General features: G+C 46.5%; 12 protein-coding genes. 10 read left to right on the top strand and 2 right to left on the bottom strand.

Translation table 11 applies throughout. The features are described 5' to 3' along the window. Window positions 1–24 precede the first annotated feature (24 nt). From scpA to JJU34_RS14855, 5 genes are all read left to right on the top strand, one after another. The gene (scpA, locus tag JJU34_RS14875) at window positions 25–2,115 is read left to right on the top strand and encodes a methylmalonyl-CoA mutase (protein ID WP_228693312.1); all 2,091 of its coding nucleotides are present in this window, start codon (window positions 25–27) and stop codon (window positions 2,113–2,115) included. 60 nt (window positions 2,116–2,175) lie between these two features. Then, window positions 2,176–4,047, top strand: coding sequence for a DUF389 domain-containing protein (locus tag JJU34_RS14870; protein ID WP_228693189.1), 1,872 nt, complete (start codon window positions 2,176–2,178; stop codon window positions 4,045–4,047). Between the two features lie 230 nt (window positions 4,048–4,277). Beyond that, window positions 4,278–4,718 (top strand): OsmC family protein, encoded by a 441-nt coding sequence (locus JJU34_RS14865; RefSeq protein WP_228693188.1) that lies wholly within the window; start codon window positions 4,278–4,280, stop codon window positions 4,716–4,718. 366 nt (window positions 4,719–5,084) lie between these two features. Next, window positions 5,085–7,304, top strand: a complete 2,220-nt coding sequence (locus JJU34_RS14860; protein ID WP_228693186.1) for a sodium-translocating pyrophosphatase — start codon at window positions 5,085–5,087, stop codon at window positions 7,302–7,304. Between the two features lie 182 nt (window positions 7,305–7,486). Further along, on the top strand, window positions 7,487–8,515 hold the full coding sequence (locus JJU34_RS14855) for an N-acetylmuramoyl-L-alanine amidase (RefSeq protein WP_228693185.1): 1,029 nt from the start codon (window positions 7,487–7,489) through the stop codon (window positions 8,513–8,515). On the opposite strand, the gene JJU34_RS14850 is transcribed toward JJU34_RS14855, so the two are convergent. Then, window positions 8,507–8,875 (bottom strand): Hpt domain-containing protein, encoded by a 369-nt coding sequence (locus JJU34_RS14850; RefSeq protein WP_228693183.1) that lies wholly within the window; start codon window positions 8,873–8,875, stop codon window positions 8,507–8,509. The genes JJU34_RS14855 and JJU34_RS14850 overlap by 9 nt on opposite strands. Window positions 8,876–9,033: 158 nt before the next feature. Here JJU34_RS14850 and JJU34_RS14845 point away from each other — a divergent pair, with 158 nt between their 5' ends. From JJU34_RS14845 to JJU34_RS14825, 5 genes are all read left to right on the top strand, one after another. Then, window positions 9,034–11,298, top strand: coding sequence for a Tex family protein (locus JJU34_RS14845; protein ID WP_228693181.1), 2,265 nt, complete (start codon window positions 9,034–9,036; stop codon window positions 11,296–11,298). 712 nt (window positions 11,299–12,010) lie between these two features. After that, window positions 12,011–15,175 carry a SusC/RagA family TonB-linked outer membrane protein gene (locus tag JJU34_RS14840; RefSeq protein ID WP_228693179.1) on the top strand — a complete coding sequence of 1,055 codons (3,165 nt, stop codon included), beginning with the start codon at window positions 12,011–12,013 and terminating at the stop codon, window positions 15,173–15,175. A gap of 28 nt (window positions 15,176–15,203) precedes the next feature. Next, window positions 15,204–16,664, top strand: a complete 1,461-nt coding sequence (locus tag JJU34_RS14835; protein WP_228693177.1) for a SusD/RagB family nutrient-binding outer membrane lipoprotein — start codon at window positions 15,204–15,206, stop codon at window positions 16,662–16,664. A 120-nt stretch (window positions 16,665–16,784) separates the two neighbouring features. Then, window positions 16,785–17,228, top strand: coding sequence for a hypothetical protein (locus tag JJU34_RS14830; protein WP_228693176.1), 444 nt, complete (start codon window positions 16,785–16,787; stop codon window positions 17,226–17,228). 151 nt (window positions 17,229–17,379) lie between these two features. Continuing rightward, window positions 17,380–18,528 carry a histidinol-phosphate transaminase gene (locus JJU34_RS14825; protein ID WP_228693175.1) on the top strand — a complete coding sequence of 383 codons (1,149 nt, stop codon included), beginning with the start codon at window positions 17,380–17,382 and terminating at the stop codon, window positions 18,526–18,528. Between the two features lie 303 nt (window positions 18,529–18,831). Here JJU34_RS14825 and JJU34_RS14820 read toward each other — a convergent pair whose 3' ends face one another. After that, complete coding sequence (locus JJU34_RS14820) at window positions 18,832–19,944, bottom strand: permease (protein ID WP_228693174.1); 1,113 nt, start codon at window positions 19,942–19,944, stop codon at window positions 18,832–18,834. Window positions 19,945–19,994 lie beyond the last annotated feature (50 nt).

The raw sequence follows: 19,994 nt of genomic DNA, 5'->3' as shown, positions 1-19,994 counted from the left end.
TGGCAGCAATGGACCCCTTACGATATGGAGCTAGACCCGGCAGAGAATGTGTCTGCCGGCATACATCTGCCCGAGGGTTTTTTACTAAATTCTCACCCTAGTCGTTCATCGCTGAGCTCGGCATTTCCCTTGACTTCCGTTGCTGGATCACCACCTTTTTTGCGGGGTCCTTACGCTTCGATGTACTTGTCCAGACCATGGACCATCCGTCAGTATGCGGGTTTTTCGACCGCTGAGGCTTCCAATCGGTTCTACAGGGAAAATTTAGCGGCAGGACAGCGTGGTTTATCGGTTGCGTTTGACCTGCCTACCCACAGAGGTTACGATTCGGATCATCCCCGTGTAAAAGGGGATGTGGGGAAGGCTGGCGTGGCGATTGATACGGTGGAGGACATGAAGCAGCTTTTTGAGGGGATACCGCTCGATAAAATGTCGGTTTCCATGACCATGAATGGCGCGGTCATTCCAATTATGGCATTTTTTATCGTAGCTGGGGAAGAGCAGGGGGTAACCCCAGACAGGCTGACGGGAACCATTCAAAATGATATTCTAAAGGAGTTTATGGTGCGTAATACCTACATCTATCCTCCGGAACCCTCCATGCGTATCGTAGCGGATATCTTCAAGTATACCGCCCTTACGATGCCAAAGTTTAACTCTATATCCATCTCAGGTTACCACATGCATGAGGCCGGTGCGCCTGCAGACCTTGAGTTGGCTTATACCCTCGCAGATGGGATGGCCTATGTGAAGAAGGGCATCGATGCGGGGCTGGACATCGATGATTTTGCTCCCAGACTTTCTTTTTTTTGGGCTACAGGGATGAACCAATTCATGGAGATAGCCAAGCTTCGGGCAGGCAGGGTGCTATGGGCACGAATGATGCATGGTTTGGGGGCGAAAAACCCCAAGTCGCTTATGTTGCGGACCCATTGTCAGACCTCGGGCTGGTCATTGACCAAACAGGATCCCTATAATAACATTTGTAGAACTACGTTGGAGGCATTGGCTGCTGTGCTGGGTCATACGCAGTCCCTACATACCAACTCTTTTGACGAGGCGATTGCATTGCCTACCCCCTTTTCTGCTAGAATCGCTCGGGATACGCAGCTCTATCTTCAGCAAGAAACCGGATTGACGAACACGATTGATCCCTTTGGGGGATCGAATTATTTGGAGTACCTTACCGACAACCTGCTGATTCGGGCCGAAGAACACATGCGAGAGATAGAACAGTTGGGAGGCATGGCAAAGGCCATCGAACAAGGCGTTCCAAAGATGCGGATAGAGGAGGCAGCGGCTCGTAAGCAGGGACGAATTGACGAAGGGATAGATGTGATTGTCGGGGTAAACAGGTACCGTTCGGGGGATGAGGCAGCGATGGATATTCTTGAAGTGGACAACGAGGCAGTTAGAGCCTCCCAAGTAGAGCGATTACGCGCGGTTAAGGAAGGCAGGGACAATGCAAAGGTTGCGAAGTTGCTCGCCCGCCTCACGGAGGCTGCCGATTCGGGGGAGGGAAACCTGTTGGCGCTGGCAGTGGAGGCCGCACGGGCACGGGCTACCTTGGGAGAAATATCGAGCGCTATGGAAGATAGTTTTGGAAGATATCAGGCCACTACACGGACGGTGTCGGGGGCCTACGTTTCGGAGACGGGAGCCTCCCAATCTGTGCAAGCGGCCAAAGAAAAAACGGAGCAATTTGCTAGTTTAGAGGGTCGAAGACCTCGGATGTTGGTCGCAAAGATCGGTCAAGATGGACACGATCGAGGAGCAAAAATTATCGCCAGTGGGTTTTCAGATTTAGGTTTTGACGTGGATGTGGGCCCACTGTTTCAGACGCCCGAGGAAGTGGCGAGACAGGCAGCGGAGAACGACGTGCACGTAGTGGGGGTTTCTTCGCAGGCAGGTGGCCACAAGACACTGATTCCGGAGTTGATGGACGAGCTGGCCAAGATCGGGAGATCCGATATTGTAGTGGTGGCAGGAGGTGTCATTCCCCCAAAAGATGAGGCATTTCTCCTCGATGCGGGGGTAAAGGCTGTATTTGGTCCCGGGACACAGGTCAGCGAAGCTGTGATAAAAGTGCTGAGAATCCTGTTGGGGGAAATTTGAGCATATCAACAGGGATAACTCAGGCCGGCTATTTAACCACTGAAGAACAACTAGAAACTAATGAAAAGCATAGTTTTACTATACGATGAGCGCGAGGTAGCCGTGGTCGAAGCCGAAATTCTACCGGCTTTAAGGGAAAACCTGAAGCTAAAGCTACCTTTCAACAACGACTTAACGGTGCAGTTGGGAAACGAGGATTTTGTAGTAACTTTTTTGGGCGATGACCAGTTGAGAGAGCTCATTCCGCTCGCAATAAAGGAAAATTGGATGGTCGGGTTACTTCCTCACCCCCGTATGGCCCAGGCAAAGGCGGGTCTTGGTGTAGAGGGCAGGCTGTCGGCTACCCTTGAAGACATGCTGGAGGCAGAGGAGGCGCGGCCCATTGATGTTCTTTTGGCAAATGGCCGGCCTGTGTTTAACACTTTGGTCATTGGGGAGTCTCTCAGCCTAATGTCAGGAGCCGTTAAAGATGGTTTTTGGGCACGTTCCGTCAGTAAACTTTCAGCTTTCTTCCGCCTGTTCAGGCGTTTGGAGTCCAGTTTGTTTACGTTGGAGTTTCCAGAAAAAAGTCCCATAAACACAGCCTGTTTGGGGATGGTGGTGGTTCAGCACGGGCAAAGTAGCCGTTTGAGTAGGATGGTACTGGAGGATGCGTTCATCAATGATGGTCGAATGCACCTGATTGCATTGGCTCCAAGAAGTGTGACCGGTCTGATTTGGTTTGGCTTTTATAGCATATTCAGGTCTTCCAGTCGCCGTTTACCTCCCTTCGCTGCACACATCAAAACGGACAAAATCCATATCAAGAGCGACGACGCAATTAATTTCACCTGTGATGGGGTATTGATGAGTGCTAGAGAAATAGACCTCGAAGTGGTTTCTCAGGCGATCCGATTGATACCTGGCCGGTACTTGAAGATGGAAGCCAAGCCGGTGAAACAGGATGTGTTTAAAGTGGAGGTGCTGCCGCGCGGTGAATCACGGGATGCTCTAGTAAACAGGCCGTTGCCATTTATTCATCATGCATCAAAGGAGGAGTTTAAAGAGCTTTTTTCTACCCTCCGATTAAATGCTCAGGCTAGCGGTAGCTATTTGGTGTTGATGATCTTGTCCACTTGCATTGCTACGTTGGGTTTGTTTGGGAATTCTTCTCCGGTAATTATTGGTGCCATGATTCTGGCACCATTGATGTCTCCCATTATTTCGATGTCTATGGGCGTGTTGCGACAAGATCGACAGTTGATGTGGGATAGCTCTGCTGCCATTGGTCTCGGGTTGATTTTGGCCTATTTATGTGCGGTGTTTATCACATGGCTTACGCCACTGAGTATTCCTAACGATGAAATCCTCGCTCGGGTCCGGCCTAACTTATTGGATTTGGGAGTAGCAGTGGCCTCCGGTGTAGCCGGTGCCTATGCTCATGCCAAAGAGGAAGTAGCAAAGACCTTGGCCGGTGTAGCGATTGCTGTCGCTTTGGTGCCTCCGCTCGCAGTTTCAGGTATAGGGCTAGGCTGGGCTGACTGGGGCATATTTTCGGGGGCTCTTTTGTTATTGATGACCAACTTGGCAGGGATACTATTGGCGGCTGCGTTCACTTTTTTACTATTGGGTTTTAGTCCTTTCCGATTGGCCACCAAGGGATTGGTGTATTCACTCTTGGTGGTGGTCTTGATCAGTTTACCGCTCTTTTTTGGTTTTATAGATATGGTGCGGGAAAAAGATGTGATTTCTAAGCTAAATGGTCACCGTATAGAAGAAGCCGTGCTTAGAGATATCCGTGTGCGGCAGGTAAAACCCCTTCGTTTGGCTGTGAAGATTGTGTCTGATTATAGTCTGAGTAGTGAGCAAATTCAGGAGGTAAAGAAAGAGATCGAGGCCTTGGTCGGGGAAGAGGTGGAGCTGGAAGTGACGTTTGGACTGAAGGTCCTATAATGCCTGAACGTGCGCAATGTGAGTTTCTGGAGCCTTCTTTCCCGGAAGCGTAGTAATTCCGGTCGATAATCTGTAAATTTATCGTCAGTAATAACTATACAACCTAATCATTAAATTGCAACAGATGAAAATGCCCATGGGAAAAGTACTCACACAGGAGGATGATTTTAATGTGCATTCCCTTTCTGCCGACAGGCAGCCATCTGGCCATTAAAAAAAACTATAAGAAGATGAAAAGAAAAGCAACAGCCGTTTGGAAAGGCACCGGTTTAGAAGGTAGTGGGACCCTAAGCGCTCCCAGTGGATTTTTTGATGCAACCCCCTATTCGTCAAAGACGAGGTTTGAAAACGAAGATGGCAAAGCCGGCACCAACCCAGAGGAGTTGATTGCGGCTGCTCATGCAGGCTGCTTTTGCATGGCCTTGAGTTTCCAAATTGCAGGAAAAGGCTTCGCCGCGGAGGAATTGAATGCAGTAGCCACGGTCTCCTTGGACAAACAAGAAGAGGGAGGATTTGCCATTACCTCGATCACTCTAGACCTCAAAGGAAAGGTGCCCGGTATGGACGAGGGGCAGTTCAAAGAATTGGCAGAGGCGGCCAAAGTGGGATGTCCAATCAGCAAGGCTTTAAAGGCTGTTCCGATTACACTTTCGGTCACTTTTGTTTCGTAGTTTCTAAGTCCATCTGAAATGAGCCCTACCTGTTACTTTACAGGTAGGGCTTTTTTATGCGTGTGTTCCAAGATGGTAAATTCGCTACAGAACGTCGTTCGGTATCGTGTTGAGTTGACACATTTCCTCTCACAAGGATTGCATGTAATGCTGGGGATGGAGATCGAATGAATTTTTAAAAAATCCTTATATCCTTCGCAGAGGGGGTTTTTAACAGTAAATGGCTGATTTTTAGGGGAGCCGGTACTCCTTACCGTTACTTTTAGGTTTCCGTGTTCCAATTATATCATTTCTTTATTGCTATGGTTGCTAATAATAATATATTTGTCGGATGTTTAAATTTAAAACTTTCTTTTAATCGACAATATGGAGCAGGTATTTCTTTATTTGGTGCCTTTATTGGGAATCATAGGCCTATTGGTCATGGCCGTAAAGTCGGCTTGGGTAACCAAGCAGCCTACAGGTGAGGAGAATATGGTAGAGCTGGCTGGTTTCATCGCCAAAGGTGCCATGTCATTTTTAAAGGCCGAGTGGAAGGTGATGATTTATTTTGTCGTTATCGCGGCGTTGGTGTTGGGATGGTCGGGCACCTTATTGGAGAATTCCAGTCCAGTGATTGCGATCGCTTTTTTGATCGGTGCAGTGGCATCTGCATTTGCAGGTTATTTGGGGATGAATATCGCCACCAAGGCAAATGTTCGAACTACCCAGGCAGCGAAGACGAGTTTAAAGAAGGCATTGGAGGTCTCATTTACAGGGGGTACCGTAATGGGATTGGGTGTGGCCGGACTGGCTGTGCTTGGTATGGGCTCTCTTTTTATCGTGTTTTACTACATGTTTGTAATTTCTCAGGGTGGTGATGTGAACGGTCATGAAATGGAAACAGCCTTGGAAGTGTTGGCTGGGTTTTCACTAGGCGCTGAGTCAATCGCTCTTTTTGCCCGCGTTGGTGGGGGTATTTACACGAAAGCAGCTGATGTGGGGGCTGACTTGGTCGGCAAAGTAGAAGCGGGTATTCCGGAAGACGACGTTCGAAACCCAGCCACCATTGCCGATAATGTGGGCGATAACGTGGGTGACGTGGCCGGTATGGGTGCAGATCTCTTTGGATCGTATGTGGCAACTATCCTTGCTTCCATGGTGTTGGGCCGTGAAATTATTTCCAACGACAACCTAGGAGGTATCGCTCCTATTCTGTTGCCACTGGTTATTGCCGGATTGGGTCTGATTTTCTCGATTGTGGGAACCCTATTTGTGAAAATTGCCGATGACAATGGTAGCGTACAAAATGCATTGAATAAAGGAAACTGGATATCCATTTTGTTAACAGTTGCTGCTTCTTATTTCTTGATTGATTTTATGCTGCCTGAAGGAGAGTTGGTGATGAAAAGGGATGCCTCGGTGACATTCACTAAAATGGGCGTTTTTGGTGCGGTATTTATCGGATTGATTGTCGGTGCACTGATGAGTATCATTACAGAGTATTATACCGCAATGGGTCGCCGTCCGGTGAATTCCATAATCAAACAGTCCTCTACAGGCCATGCGACCAATATCATCGGAGGTTTAGCCATCGGCATGGAGTCCACCGTTTTACCGATTTTGGTGTTGGCCGGCGGAATTTTCTCTTCCTATTTGGCAGCAGGATTGTACGGGGTGGCCATCGCCGCTGCCGGTATGATGGCTACTACAGCCATGCAATTGGCAATTGATGCATTCGGACCAATAGCGGACAACGCAGGTGGTATTGCAGAGATGTCCGGCCTTCCAAAGGAAGTACGGGAAAGAACCGACATCCTTGATGCAGTCGGTAACACCACCGCAGCAACCGGAAAGGGATTCGCCATCGCATCCGCGGCATTGACCGCCCTTGCTTTGTTTGCTGCATATGTGGGGATTTCCGGCATTAACTCGATCGATATCTATAAGGCCGATGTCCTGTCCGGTCTATTTGTGGGGGCTATGATTCCGTTTATTTTTTCCTCCTTTGCTATAGCGGCTGTGGGTAGGGCTGCCATGGATATGGTAAACGAGGTAAGGCGGCAGTTCAAAGAAATTCCGGGTATTATGGAGTACAAGAACAAGCCCGATTATGAAAAGTGTGTGGAGATATCCACCAAAGCGTCCATTCGCGAAATGGTGGCGCCTGGTGCAATTGCTCTTTTATCCCCAATTGTAGTGGGTTTCCTATTTGGTCATGAGGTACTCGGTGGCATGCTAGCAGGGGTGACAGTCTCCGGTGTCTTGATGGGGATCTTTCAAAACAACGCCGGTGGTGCATGGGATAATGCCAAGAAATCGTTTGAGAAAGGAGTTGAAATCAACGGGCAGATGTACTACAAAGGTTCAGAGCCTCATAAGTCTTCGGTCACTGGAGACACGGTTGGCGATCCCTTCAAAGACACTTCGGGACCTTCGATGAATATTTTGATCAAGCTTACTTCCATTGTATCCATTGTCATTGCACCTTTCATACCCGTGGTAAGTCCTCTTGGAATTTCCGCCGCGGAAAAGGACACAAAGATCGAAGTAGTTCATCTGGATGAACAGCCTAGTCAAACAATTGAGACACTTTCCATCCATTAGACTTACTTCTACTTAGGTAGGAATCAAGAGCCATCTGCATGGATGGCTCTTTGCTTTTGTAAATTTTTGAGCCTATGCGGCTTCGAAATAAGAGAAACCGGTATATTAGGAATATCTTCCGCCAGAAGTGGATATCTGGCAAATGGCAGCTGTATCTGATCGACAAAGATAACTTTCTACTTATGAAACCAACTCATTACAGTTTTCTGGGCATTGTAGCCGCATTGGTATTCTTCGTTAGCAGCGTTGGTTTTTCACAAGACCAAAAGAGCAATCTCCGAAGGGTTTTGGAGGGGAAAGTAATCTGCTTAGACCCCGGGCATGGAGGTACAGCAGCTACCGATCAGTACCGGGTGGGGCCTACAGGTGAGCGGGAAGAATGGATAAACTTACGGGTTGCTCGCATGTTGCAGCGTATGCTGAAGAAAAGTGGTGCCAAAGTACTCATGACCCGTACGGAAGATGTGTCAATTAGCCTTGCAGACAGGGCCGCCCTAGCAGTAGCTAATCAGGCAGATATGTTTATTTCTATTCACCACAACGCGACTGCCGATAGATCGGTGAATTTTCCGATCATATACTTTCATGGCAGTTCCGAGGAGAATAGGGCGGGCGTTGTCCTGGGCAAGCTAATCGGCGAGTCGTTTAGAAGGACTTTGTTTTCCGATGAAGGGCCTCTGAGTGTTGTGTCTGATTTTGCCATCTTTCCGAATTCCGGTGCCGGTGTGCTGAGAGGTACCTATGGTATTCCTGCGGTGATAGCTGAAGCGTCCTTTTTTTCGCATGCACCTGAGGAGGCAAGGTTAAAACGGAACGTCTATAATAGAAAAGAGGCGAAGGCTTATATGAAAGCCATTTCGGAATATTTCTCTATCGAGGAGGCAATGCCTATAGAGGAGAAGGTTCAACCCATGCAATTAGCACCCTTTCAGGTATTTCAGGAGGCGGAGCGAATGTCTCCAGAGGCGATGAATTGGATGGGTAACTTTACGGAAGGAAAGCGGATTGTTGACGAAGGTCTGGAGGATGACTTTGAAAGAGCACTTACCCAGCTTACCGTCTCGGTCAGGTCATTTCCCGATTCACCGGTGGCCGGGGAGGCCCATCAATACCGGGCAATGATACTGGAAGCAATGGGTAAGCCTACCGAGGCGGAGGAAGAAAGGCTTAGAAGAAAGTACTTTTATCCGGTTTTTGAGCATTTACGCTAAACCGCTAAAGTCCCTTTTCAGTTGCCTGACGAGTTCCCTAAGTTGATCCATCGAAATGGATACATAGTGAGGTAGTTCGCTCGAATTGGGCTGGTTTTCTGCCAAATCCTCCACGATGCGTATGGATTTCCCTAGCTCTTCTACCCGTATATTATCTACGCTTGGCTTAAGTTGATGTGCTAAATTTCGAATCTCAGCGATATTCCCAGTCTCCATAGCTTTTTCCATTCCCTTGATGGTGTTGTCTGCTTGGTCGAGAAAAAGTATAATCATCTGTTCGATGAACTCACTACTTCCACCACTAATCTCTTCTAGGTTGATGAGGTTGTATATTTTCTCTTGTCGGTCAGGGTTATCCATTTTTTGATAGGTTTGTAGAAGTTCACGGTAGTCAAATTTACGATATTGTCCCCATAATTCCTCGCGCTGTTTTTCAAACTTTTTGAGGCAAAGCATGCGATTATGGCTTAACTTGCGGACCAAATAGGTAATTGGTACAGAAAGACAGCTTTTATCAGATGGTAAATTTGAATCATTATTTAAAGATCGCCGAGGAGTTGGGGATTCAGCTAAAGCAGGTGGATAACACCGTGGGGCTCTTGGATGAGGGGGCAACGGTTCCTTTTATTTCACGGTATCGGAAGGAAGTTACGGGAAGCCTCGACGAGGTACAGGTAGCTGCCATTAGAGATAGGATACAGCAGTTACGTGATTTGGAAAAGCGTAAAGAGGCGGTGTTAAAGTCTATCAAAGAGCAAGGGAAGCTGACAGATGCTTTAAATGAAAAAATTGCCGCAGCGGAAACCATGGCGGTGTTGGAGGATATCTATTTACCCTACAAGCCGAAACGACGAACCAAGGGTACCATTGCCAAGGAAAAGGGGTTGGAGCCATTGGCTACAAAGCTCTACGAGCAGGAGTCTGGTTTTGATGTGGATGGGTTTGCGGAATCTTTTATAGATGCAGAAAAGGAAGTTCATAGCGCGGAGGATGCTCTGCAAGGGGCACGCGATATCATGGCTGAGTGGGTCAATGAAGATGCAGCTGTGCGGAAAAAGGTTCGTGAGTTATTTATCGAAGAGGGAAATTTCGTCTGTAAGGTGATTCCGGGTAAAGAAGAGGAAGCGGCAAAGTACCGCGACTATTTTGAATGGACCGAACCGATCAAGACGGCGCCCTCGCACCGAGTGTTAGCCATGCGTAGGGGAGAAAAGGAGTTGTTTCTCATGCTCGATACCTGTCCAGAGGAGCAGGATGCGCTTAAGCTAATCGAGAAGCAAGTGATAAAAGATGACAATCCTTCAGCCAATCAGGTGAGGTTAGCCATCAAAGATTGTTATAAACGTCTATTGAAGCCTTCTATGGAGACAGAGGTTCGGCTTTATTCCAAGAAGAAGGCGGACGAGGAAGCGATTAAAGTGTTTACAGAAAATCTCAGGCAATTGTTACTAGCCGCACCCCTTGGCGAAAAGGCAGTGATTGCGATCGATCCGGGATTCCGGACGGGATGCAAGATGGTATGTCTAGGTCCTCAAGGGCAATTTTTGGAGTACGAGACTATTTTTCCGAACGAGCCACAGCGAAAAGTATCCCATGCGGCAGCCGTGATTTTGCAATGGGTGCATAAGTATGCGGTGAATGCCATTGCCATTGGCAATGGGACGGCAGGTCGCGAAACCGAAGCTTTTGTGAAGTCGATCGGACTGCCGGAGGGGGTAATTGTCGTGATGGTTAATGAAAGCGGTGCTTCGATCTATTCCGCTTCGGAGGCTGCGCGAGAGGAATTTCCGGATTTTGATCTGACGGTCCGTGGTGCCGTATCTATAGGAAGACGACTGATGGATCCGCTTGCAGAGCTGGTGAAAATCGACCCCAAATCCATTGGTGTTGGTCAGTATCAGCACGATGTGGATCAGGCAGCATTGAAAAACTCACTGGATGATACGGTGATGAGTTGCGTGAACGGCGTAGGGGTTGAAGTGAATACAGCATCCAAACAATTACTGACCTACGTTTCCGGGTTAGGTCCTGCGCTGGCACAAAACATCGTGCAGTATCGGAATGAAAAGGGACCGTTTAAAAGTCGGGAAGAGATTAAAAAGGTTCCCCGACTTGGTGAAAAGGCATACGAGCAGGCTGCTGGTTTTTTGCGGATCCGAAATGGGGTGAATCCATTGGATTCGAGTGCCGTGCATCCGGAACGGTATGCATTGGTCAGCCGAATGGCGCAAGATTTGGGATGTAAAGTGGAGCAACTTTTGCAAGATAGGGCCCTTGCGGAGCGGATTTCATTGCAAAAATACGTCAGTGATGAGGTGGGGCTGCCAACCTTGAAGGATATTCTAGATGAACTTTCAAAGCCTGGTAGAGATCCTCGCGACAACTTTGAGCTTTTTGCTTTCCAAGAGGGCGTAAATTCGATGGGAGACCTGAAAGTAGGTATGAAGTTGCCAGGCATTGTGACTAACATCACGAAATTTGGGGCTTTTGTGGATATCGGGGTACATCAGGATGGATTGGTGCATTTAAGCCATTTGGCAGACCGCTTTGTAAATGACCCCACCGATGTAGTCAGCGTGAACCAAAAAGTGGAGGTTACCGTCATGGAGGTAGATCTTTCCAGAAAGCGGATTGGGCTAAGCATGAAATCCGATCCTTTTGCTGAAAAGTCACTGTCAAAGAAGGGAGGAGGTAGACCCAATACTTCTATCAAGCCAAGAGAAAAAGAACCAGAGGGAGATTTGGCAGCAAAGCTTTCCATGCTGAAAAACAAGTTTCGGTAGGCCGTATCAGTGCGGTGCCGGCGTATTTACTAAAGCCACCTGGGATACTAGGTGGCTTTAGTTGGTTTAGAGGAAGGTAGTCGTGATTTCGACATCATCAAAGAGGGATGTTTGAATACCAAAGGATTTTTTGAATCGAATAAAATACAGGTTAAAATATCGTATAATTTTAAAAAGGCAAATATAATGTGTTTTTTTAAATTAAACTACTGTAATAGTTAAAAAACTAACCTTGTACGTTGAAAAAAATATCAAAACATGGAAAAATGGGGTAAAAAAATATCCAATAAACTAATTAAAAATAGTCTAATTGAGAAAATATGGTTTATTGGTGAACCAAAAATCGATAATATGGTTGCTTTATTGGTAAATAATTTTTGACAAAAAAAATTCAATTTTTGAATAATAAAAAAAATTAAAAATTGATTTTTTAATCATATATATAATTTAAAATAATAAAAAATAGATTAAAGTAGTAAAAACGAAACCTATAGGTTGTTAGTGTGTTTGAAAAATAATTTTTGGTCTGTTGTGTTTTAAAAATTTCCTGATCTATATTTATCCTCAGATACGGAGAGTGCCAATCTTCAGTTGGGTTGGCAGGACCTGAAAACCCTAAGTAATCTTTTTAAACTTGCCCAAATAACCTCACTAAGATTGTATAATCATCCCGGTAACGGGGTATTTATAGTTCACTTTAACCATTAACAACATGATCAAAACATTTACACTGTGGAGTGGAAAGACTTCTTTTATACAAGGACTCTTTCTCGTTGCATTGATTATCGCGGTGTCAGCCTTTGACAATCCGCTATTCGCACAGGGACGATCTGTCTCCGGTAAGGTATTGGATGAAAATAACGATCCAATTCCTGGCGCCAGTGTGCTTGTGAAAGGTACAGCCAAAGGTGCCGCTACAGATTTAGACGGAGAGTTTTCATTGTCCCTTTCAGAGGGTGAAAACACGCTTGAAATTTCCTTTATTGGATACAATAAGCAGGAAATATCGGTGGGCAACCGAAGCGTAGTTTCCGTTTCATTGGTTCCAGACACCCAGGCACTTTCTGAGGTAGTTGTTACCGCATTTGGTATGGAGCGCGAAAAAAAGGCGCTAGGATATACCACCCAATCCGTAGACGGCAGTAAGTTAGCAGAAGCTCGGCAGCCAAACGTGGTAAACAACCTCGCAGGTCGGGTGGCCGGTGTGCAGATTAACAGTAATTCTATGCCAGGTTCTGGATCACACGTGGTCATCCGCGGGTCCTCATCCGTTTCAGGCAACAATCAGCCTCTCGTCGTAGTGGATGGCGTTCCCTTGGAGCAGACCGATACGAGGCGATACGGAGGTGGATTGTCAGAGATTAATCCGGATAACATCAAAGAGATAAACGTCTTGAAAGGAGCCACCGCCGCGGCCCTGTATGGTTCAAGGGCGGCCAACGGCGTCATTATGGTCACTACCAAGGACGGATCTGGGACGAAGGGTATCGGCGTGGAGTTTAATTCGAACGTGACCTTTGACAGACCAATGATCAAGCCTAACTTCCAAAATATATATGGGGGTGGTGCCGGTTACCGTACCTGGTATGTAGACGGTCGAAATGGCTTTGATGCAGACGGAATCCGGGGAACTGCCGGTGTCGATGAAAGCTGGGGAGCTCCAATGGACGGTAGGTTGGTACCATTGTGGTATTCTGCCCCGGATAGGGTTCCTTTGTTGCCTCAGCCCAATAACTGGGAGCAATTTTGGGAAACAGGAAGCGCCGTACAAAACAATATCGCTGTTTCGGGTGCAAACGAGAGCGGCAATTTCAGGCTATCAATGGGTAGACTGGATCAGCAAAGTATCATGTACAACAATGGATACTTCCGAAACAATTTCAAACTAAATGCGGGTTACAACCTCACCTCTAAGTTGAATGTGACGGTAAGCGCCGAGTATGTGAAATCAGGTTCAGACAACAGGAGATTTACATCCAGTTCGGATTTTATCTGGGCACACAGGCACACAGAATACGACAAGTTGAAAAACTGGGAGGATTACTATGAAATACAACGTGCTACGTTTCGTCCAGGTGACGACTACCCCTATGCTAACTGGCAGCACGAGTATTTTGCGAACCCTTATTTCCTTCAAGACAGGTATCCCAACGCAAACAAAAAGGACCGATTGGTGGGAAATATTGCCGCAACATATAAATTCACCGACAATCTGAGTTTAATGATACGCTCTGGTACGGACTACTGGTCAGACAATCGAACAGATGTGACCAGCGTAGAACGGACAAAAAACAATGTTCGAATCCTTGGGGCCTATACACAGACCAATATCGTAAGTCAAGAAACGAATAGTGATTTTATCTTGAACTACAACAAAACCATCGCTTCTAAATTCTCAGTCAATGTACAGGCAGGAGCGATCAACCGCACCAATGATTTTTCCAGCAATGGGGTGAACGTGCGGGAATTGACCATAGACGGTTTATACAACCTCGGCAACTACGCTAGTCCCGTGGTTCCGTCCAGTGAAATCAGAAGACAAACTGTAAACAGTGTGTTTGGTGCTGCTCAGTTTGGCTATAACAACTCCCTTTTCTTGGACATCACGGGACGTAATGACTGGTCCAGTACGCTGCCCATTAACGCCAACTCGTTCTTCTATCCATCGATGGCATTGAGTGCAGTGGTTACCGATTTGTTTGATATTCAGAGCAACGTCTTGTCCTTTGCCAAAATCAGGGCATCACTAGCGCAGGTAGGCAATGATGCCGATCCTTACCAGCTACGGCAAACGTTCCTTGCGCAGGGTCTTTGGGCGGGTACCACGCCAATGTACTCCGAGGCACCGACCATCGCCAACAGAGATCTTAAGCCGGAAATTACCACAGGTAGGGAATTGGGATTGGATTTGAGGTTTCTCAATGGACGTATTGGTTTGGATCTGACCTATTACCACCAATCCACCACAAACCAAATCCTCGCAGTAGCCATATCCAATGCTTCGGGTTATCAGTTCCGTACTTTGAATGCCGGTGAGGTGACCAATCAAGGAGTGGAAGCCATGTTGACGGGTTCGATTCTTCAGAATAGAGGAGGGTTTAACTGGGATGTGTCTGTGAACTTCTCCAGAAACCGAAACTTGGTGGTGGAATTGGCAGAAGGTTTGGAAAACTACATTTTGGGATCCCAAAACAGTGTGACCTCCGAGGCACGTATCGGACAGCCATACGGAACTTTCTATGGTCGACGATATTTGAGATCTCCAGAGGGTGAAATCGTTTACAACAACGGGCTTCCTCAGTTGGAGCCGGGTACCTTTCAGCTCGGAAATATTCAGCCAGACTGGATGGGAGGTATTGCAAACGATTTCAAATACCGAAACTTCTCACTGGGCACCCTGATAGACATCCGAATGGGTGGAGATATCTTTGATGTGGGTACGGGCCTAGCCAGAAAAACAGGACAGTATGCGGAAACAGCGATTGGACGTGAAGAAGGCGTAATCGGTCAGGGTGTAAAGAATGTAGGCACCGCAGAGAATCCTTCCTATGTGCCAAATGACGTGGTGATCCAGGCAGCAACTTTCTGGAACGCTACCAATCCCCGAAACTATCACGAAGCAGGCATTTTTGATGGCTCTTTTGTGAAACTGCGTGAAGTAACCTTTGGGTATTCCTTCCCTCAATCGGTGTTGAGTAAGACGTTTATTCAAGGCGTCAGGTTGTCATTGGTTGGAAGAAATTTGGCGATGTTACATAGAAACCACCCCCATATGGATCCGGAAGTGGATATGAAAGGTGGCAATTCCCAGGGTTTTGCCTCCGGAGAGCAGCCTTCAACCCGGAACATAGGCTTCAACCTCAATGTAACCTTCTAACTATTCCCTTATTTAGACTGAAAGAATTATGAAAATCCATAAAATCATTCCCTATACACTCATCTTGGCATCCGGCCTGTTTGCTGGAGCATGTACCAGTGAATTTGAGGAAATAAACACAAATCCCAACGAACCTGAATTGGTTAATCCTAGCCTTTTGCTTCCCAATGCCATTCAGGTATCTGCGGACAGGTATTGGGGCCACAGTACGCGATACGAACGATTAAACATCGATGCTGCCATGTGTTGGATTCAGCATATTGCCAGAAATATTTACATCAACTCCGAAGGGGATAACTATGAGGTACCTGTTACCATCGCTTCTGGCACTTGGAATAACGTGTACCGCAATTCGTTGATCAACTTTGAAAGTATGCTCAAGCTATCTGCGCCTGGGGCACGCTATGCGAATGTAAACTACGAAGGCATTGCATTGGTCATGAAGTCCTTTACGTACGCCTACATTACCGATGTCTTTGGGCCAATTCCCTACTCTGACGCTCTCAAGGGAACAGCGGATGAGCCGATCTATTCACCTAAATACGACTCGATGGAAGAAGTCTATGCCAGTATTTTGGCGGATCTAAAATTAGCCAACGAAAAGTTGACAGTGGGAGGTCCTCGTGTGGAGGGAGATATTCTCTTTGGGGGAAATATAATGCGATGGAAGAAGTTTGCCAACTCGCTGAGGTTGAAACTGGCAAACCGTCAAGCAGCAAAGAAGCCTGCAGAGTCTAGGGCTATCATGCAGGAGATATTGGCTAACCCCAGCGTTTTCCCCATTTTCACCAGTAATGCCGAGTACGCAGCTTTGGACCATGCGAATGTGATCGGAAGCCGGAACAAGATGTTTGATGTGTTTTCCACCCGGTCCGACTGGAACATCAGCTCCACATTGGTTGACAAACTTCTGGAGTTAAACGACCCACGTATCACTGCCTATGCCAAGCCAACACCAAGTGGTACCTATGCCGGATTGCCAAACGGCTTGACAGATGAGGCGGCGGCTACCTTTGTGGCTTCTACCATCGGAGACCGTTTTCTGGATCCAGAGGCACCCAGTGTACTTATGACCTATTCGGAGTTGCTCTTTGTGCTTGCGGAAGCAGCCTTTGATGGGGATATTCAAGGCAATTCCGAGACCTACCTCAGCCAGGCTATTGCAGCTTCTTTTGAACAGAATGGACTGACTATGCCAAGTGATTACATGGGCCGGTTGGGTACGATTACCAAGGAAACGATCATGACGCAGAAATGGATTGCGCTTTTTGGTCAGGGAATTGAGGCTTGGACTGAGTATAGAAGAACCGGGTTCCCGGTGATGCCTGCGCCGCATCCAAATTCTATCTTCACCAATAACGGCGTACTGCCAACTAGATTGGAATATCCGCTAACCGAGTATTCCCTTAACAGTGAAAATGTAGCCATTGGGGTACAGTTGCTGAACGGGGAGGACAACATGAGAACGAAGCTTTGGTGGGCGGAGTAGTTCGTATCGAGCCCCTGAAGGAGACTTTGCTAGGTAATTTGAACCATTATATTTTAATAAAGAAAGTAACCACAAGCAATTTGACAGAGATTCTGTTTGAATTGCAAAAATAAACAGATTATGAAGATACAGTTTAGACAACTAGGACTATACGCAGCGGTTGTGGCTTTGATTTGCTGCGTTTCCTGTGTGGAGACAGATGAATTGGTAACCCCCAATGTCGCTTCACCGGTATTGGTGGTTTTGCAAGGGTCGGCGTTTGCGGCTAGCGCTCCCGTGTCGGTCAATGGTCGATTCTACGAGCTCGACAAAAGCGGCATCTTAGATCATACCGTGGGGATAGATTCCATTCCGGTTGCTGGTCTGCAGGTGAGAGTATTCATCAACCACACCCAGGAAATTGGATCCGCCACGACGGACAGCAATGGAAGGCTTGTTTTTGAGCAGCCTTGGTCTAGCCTAGGTTTGTCCGCTCCTCGTGTTGGAAATACCGTTCGATTGGAATTTGCCGGAGTTCACAAAGATATCGCCTTCCGAACCTATCACAATGTCTCGGTGAGGTAGGTAAAATTGCTTGCTGGAAACAGCCTTTAGGGAATTCACAGCGTACGGTATTGCCAATTCTGGCAAGTGTTTTACGCATATGATCTTTCCCTAAAGGTGTTTTCGTTTAAAATTAAATTCACTTCTATTCACTTTAACCCTAACACCACGAATGAAAAATTTAGATCGAAGAAGTTGGCTCAAAGCCAGCATGACAGCCACTGCAGGGCTCTTTGCAGGAGGCTACGTGAATGCCACACAGGAATCCTTTGAAATTGATCAGCTAAAAAAGAAGCGGCCGTCTGACTACTACGCACGCCTTTCCTCTAATGAAAATCCTTTCGGGCCAGCGGCATCGGCCAAGAAGGCGCTGAAGGCAGCGATCGAGGATTCTTTTCTTTATCCGAGAGAATACCGAGACACACTTATGGATACCATCGCCGAAGTGGAAGGTGTGGATAAGAGCTTTATTCTGCTCGGAGCAGGCTCCAGCGAGTTGCTACACGCCGCTGCTAGGGTGTATGGTGGCAAAAATTCTAAAGTGCTCTCAGCAGATCCTACCTATTTCTCGTTGGTTCGCTCAGCGGAATCCATGGGGGCAGATTGGGTAAAAGTACCATTAACCAAGGAGCTTGACCATAATTTGGCTGCGATGGAAGGAAAGGTGTCCAACGATATTTCCCTGCTATATTTGGTGAATCCAAACAATCCTACAGGTAAAATCATGACGGGTACAGAAATCCGTTCCTTCTGTGACTTGGTGTCAGACAAGGTGCCGGTATTTGTTGATGAAGCCTATATCGATTACATGGACGATCCGGCCGGAAGTACAACCGTAGAATGTGTTCGAAAGGGTAAGAATGTCATTGTAGCCAAAACGTTCTCAAAAGTACATGCTTTTGCAGGACTGCGGGTAGGTTACTGCATCGCTCAGCCGGAGGTGATTAAAAAGCTAGCTGCTGAGGGTCCAAGAAACACCTTGTCCGGACCTTCTATGGCTGCCGCTGCGGCGAGTCTAACAGACGCTGAGTTTCTAAAGTACTCCGTAAAGAAGAACGAAGAAGGAAAGCAATATATCTACAGTGAGCTTAAAAAGTTAGGCTATGATTATATTCCTTCTCATACCAATTTTATTTTGTTCCCCATTTCTATGGATGGCGAGGATTTCCGGAAAAGGATGATGGCCAATCAGGTGTCGATCAAAACAGCACTGATAGAAAATCAGACCTATTGCAGAGTAAGCATGGGTACGTTGGATGATCTAGGTATGTTCGCCAGCGCGTTCAAAAAGGTTTCTTCTCAGAAACTTAACAGATCGTAAATTAATAAAGTCAATATTCTTTTCAATCTCTAGTTTCCCGCACTTTTAGTGACCTATCGGTAGGTTGGATTCGTCCAGCCATCCGATAGGTTTTTTGTTTTAGGAGGCTTCTTTTTTGGGTTTGTATAGGCTCCAGTTTGGTGAGGGAACACATCCGATAGGTTTTGTTTACGATAAATTGGATTGCAGGTCGCATTTGAACGATGGATTTGGTACAAAAAAAGCAGGGTCATGTAGACCCTGCTTTTTACCCTGAATTAGGTGTTAGTGGTGGTTTTTAATTTTTGCTGGTAGTGTGTTGTCTCAATTTCCTTCTTTCTCGAAGGAAGGTTTATACTCGATGATGTTGAACCAGGAAAGAACAGGTTTAATGATTCCCAAAGCCATCAATCCGAAACCTACCGTAAACAGTGTTGAAGATGAAGTAAATAGCTCTCCAAATGAAAATACAGTAAGCATAATCACGGTGGCGAAAGGCATCGATACGGCCAATATGTTGACGGCCAATTCCATATCAAACGTTTTTTGTCGTTTATTTTCCTGCTTTTGCTCCATGGCTGTGATTGACGCCATGTGTGCAAATGGCCAGAAGCTGATTGCACTTTGCGGAAACACGACTAGAACCATGATTGCGGCAAAGGAAAGCTGAGGGGCAAAGAGCAGTACCAATCCGCTCAATACGAATGTAAGCCCAGCCCTAACCATCAGTAGCCCGGCAATTTTCCTGATTTGTTTCCAGTTAAATATAACTGCTATACCAATGAAAATCAGTACAAGTGGAGTCATCAAGTTACTCAGTGTGGTGATAGCAGTTGAGATGGACGTAGGCAAATCAGTCAGGTGTATATCTAAACTTAGTAACACCAACGCGAGAACAATTACGATGTTGATCGGTTCGTTGATCAAACTTATCAACAAGGACTTCAATTTGTCGCCGTTGCCTGTTTTCAATTCGGTGTTAATCTTAAAGTACCATCTCATAGCAATCAGGTAGGCGATAATCAACACGAAAATTTTGTTGCCTATGTCAGCCAATGCACCCCATGCCAACGCATCGTCACCTAAGTATTCAATAAGAAATGGAAAACAGGATAGGCCTGGTGCAAGTGACGGAAACAACAACAAGTAGGTTCGAAATGTGCTGCTGTCTTTTTCAATTCCGAAAAACGGGAGTGTATACTTTAATATAAAATATAATACCACGTTAAATCCGATGGCTAGAATCGGCAGCATTAAGAGGTCCGGTTGTACCTCTGCTTTTAATAATGCGACGAAGATGATTGCCGGAAGTGCTACCGTAAGGATTAACGTTTTTAACCCTTTTTGTTGTGCAGGATCTCCAAGCTTTCCCCTCAGTAAAAACCCGATTACCAACAATATTAGCAAGGAAAGCGTCTTTTGGACTGCTATATTCATAAATGTATTCGATTATTAGTGGCTAATGCATATATAGTAAGGGGGTTATT

The organism is Lunatimonas sp. (assembly GCF_020832325.1).
In the GTDB taxonomy this organism is placed as follows: Bacteria; Bacteroidota; Bacteroidia; order Cytophagales; family Cyclobacteriaceae; genus Lunatimonas.
The sequence above is the reverse complement of the archived record's forward strand: the minus strand, read 5'-3'. Positions and strand labels throughout refer to the sequence as shown.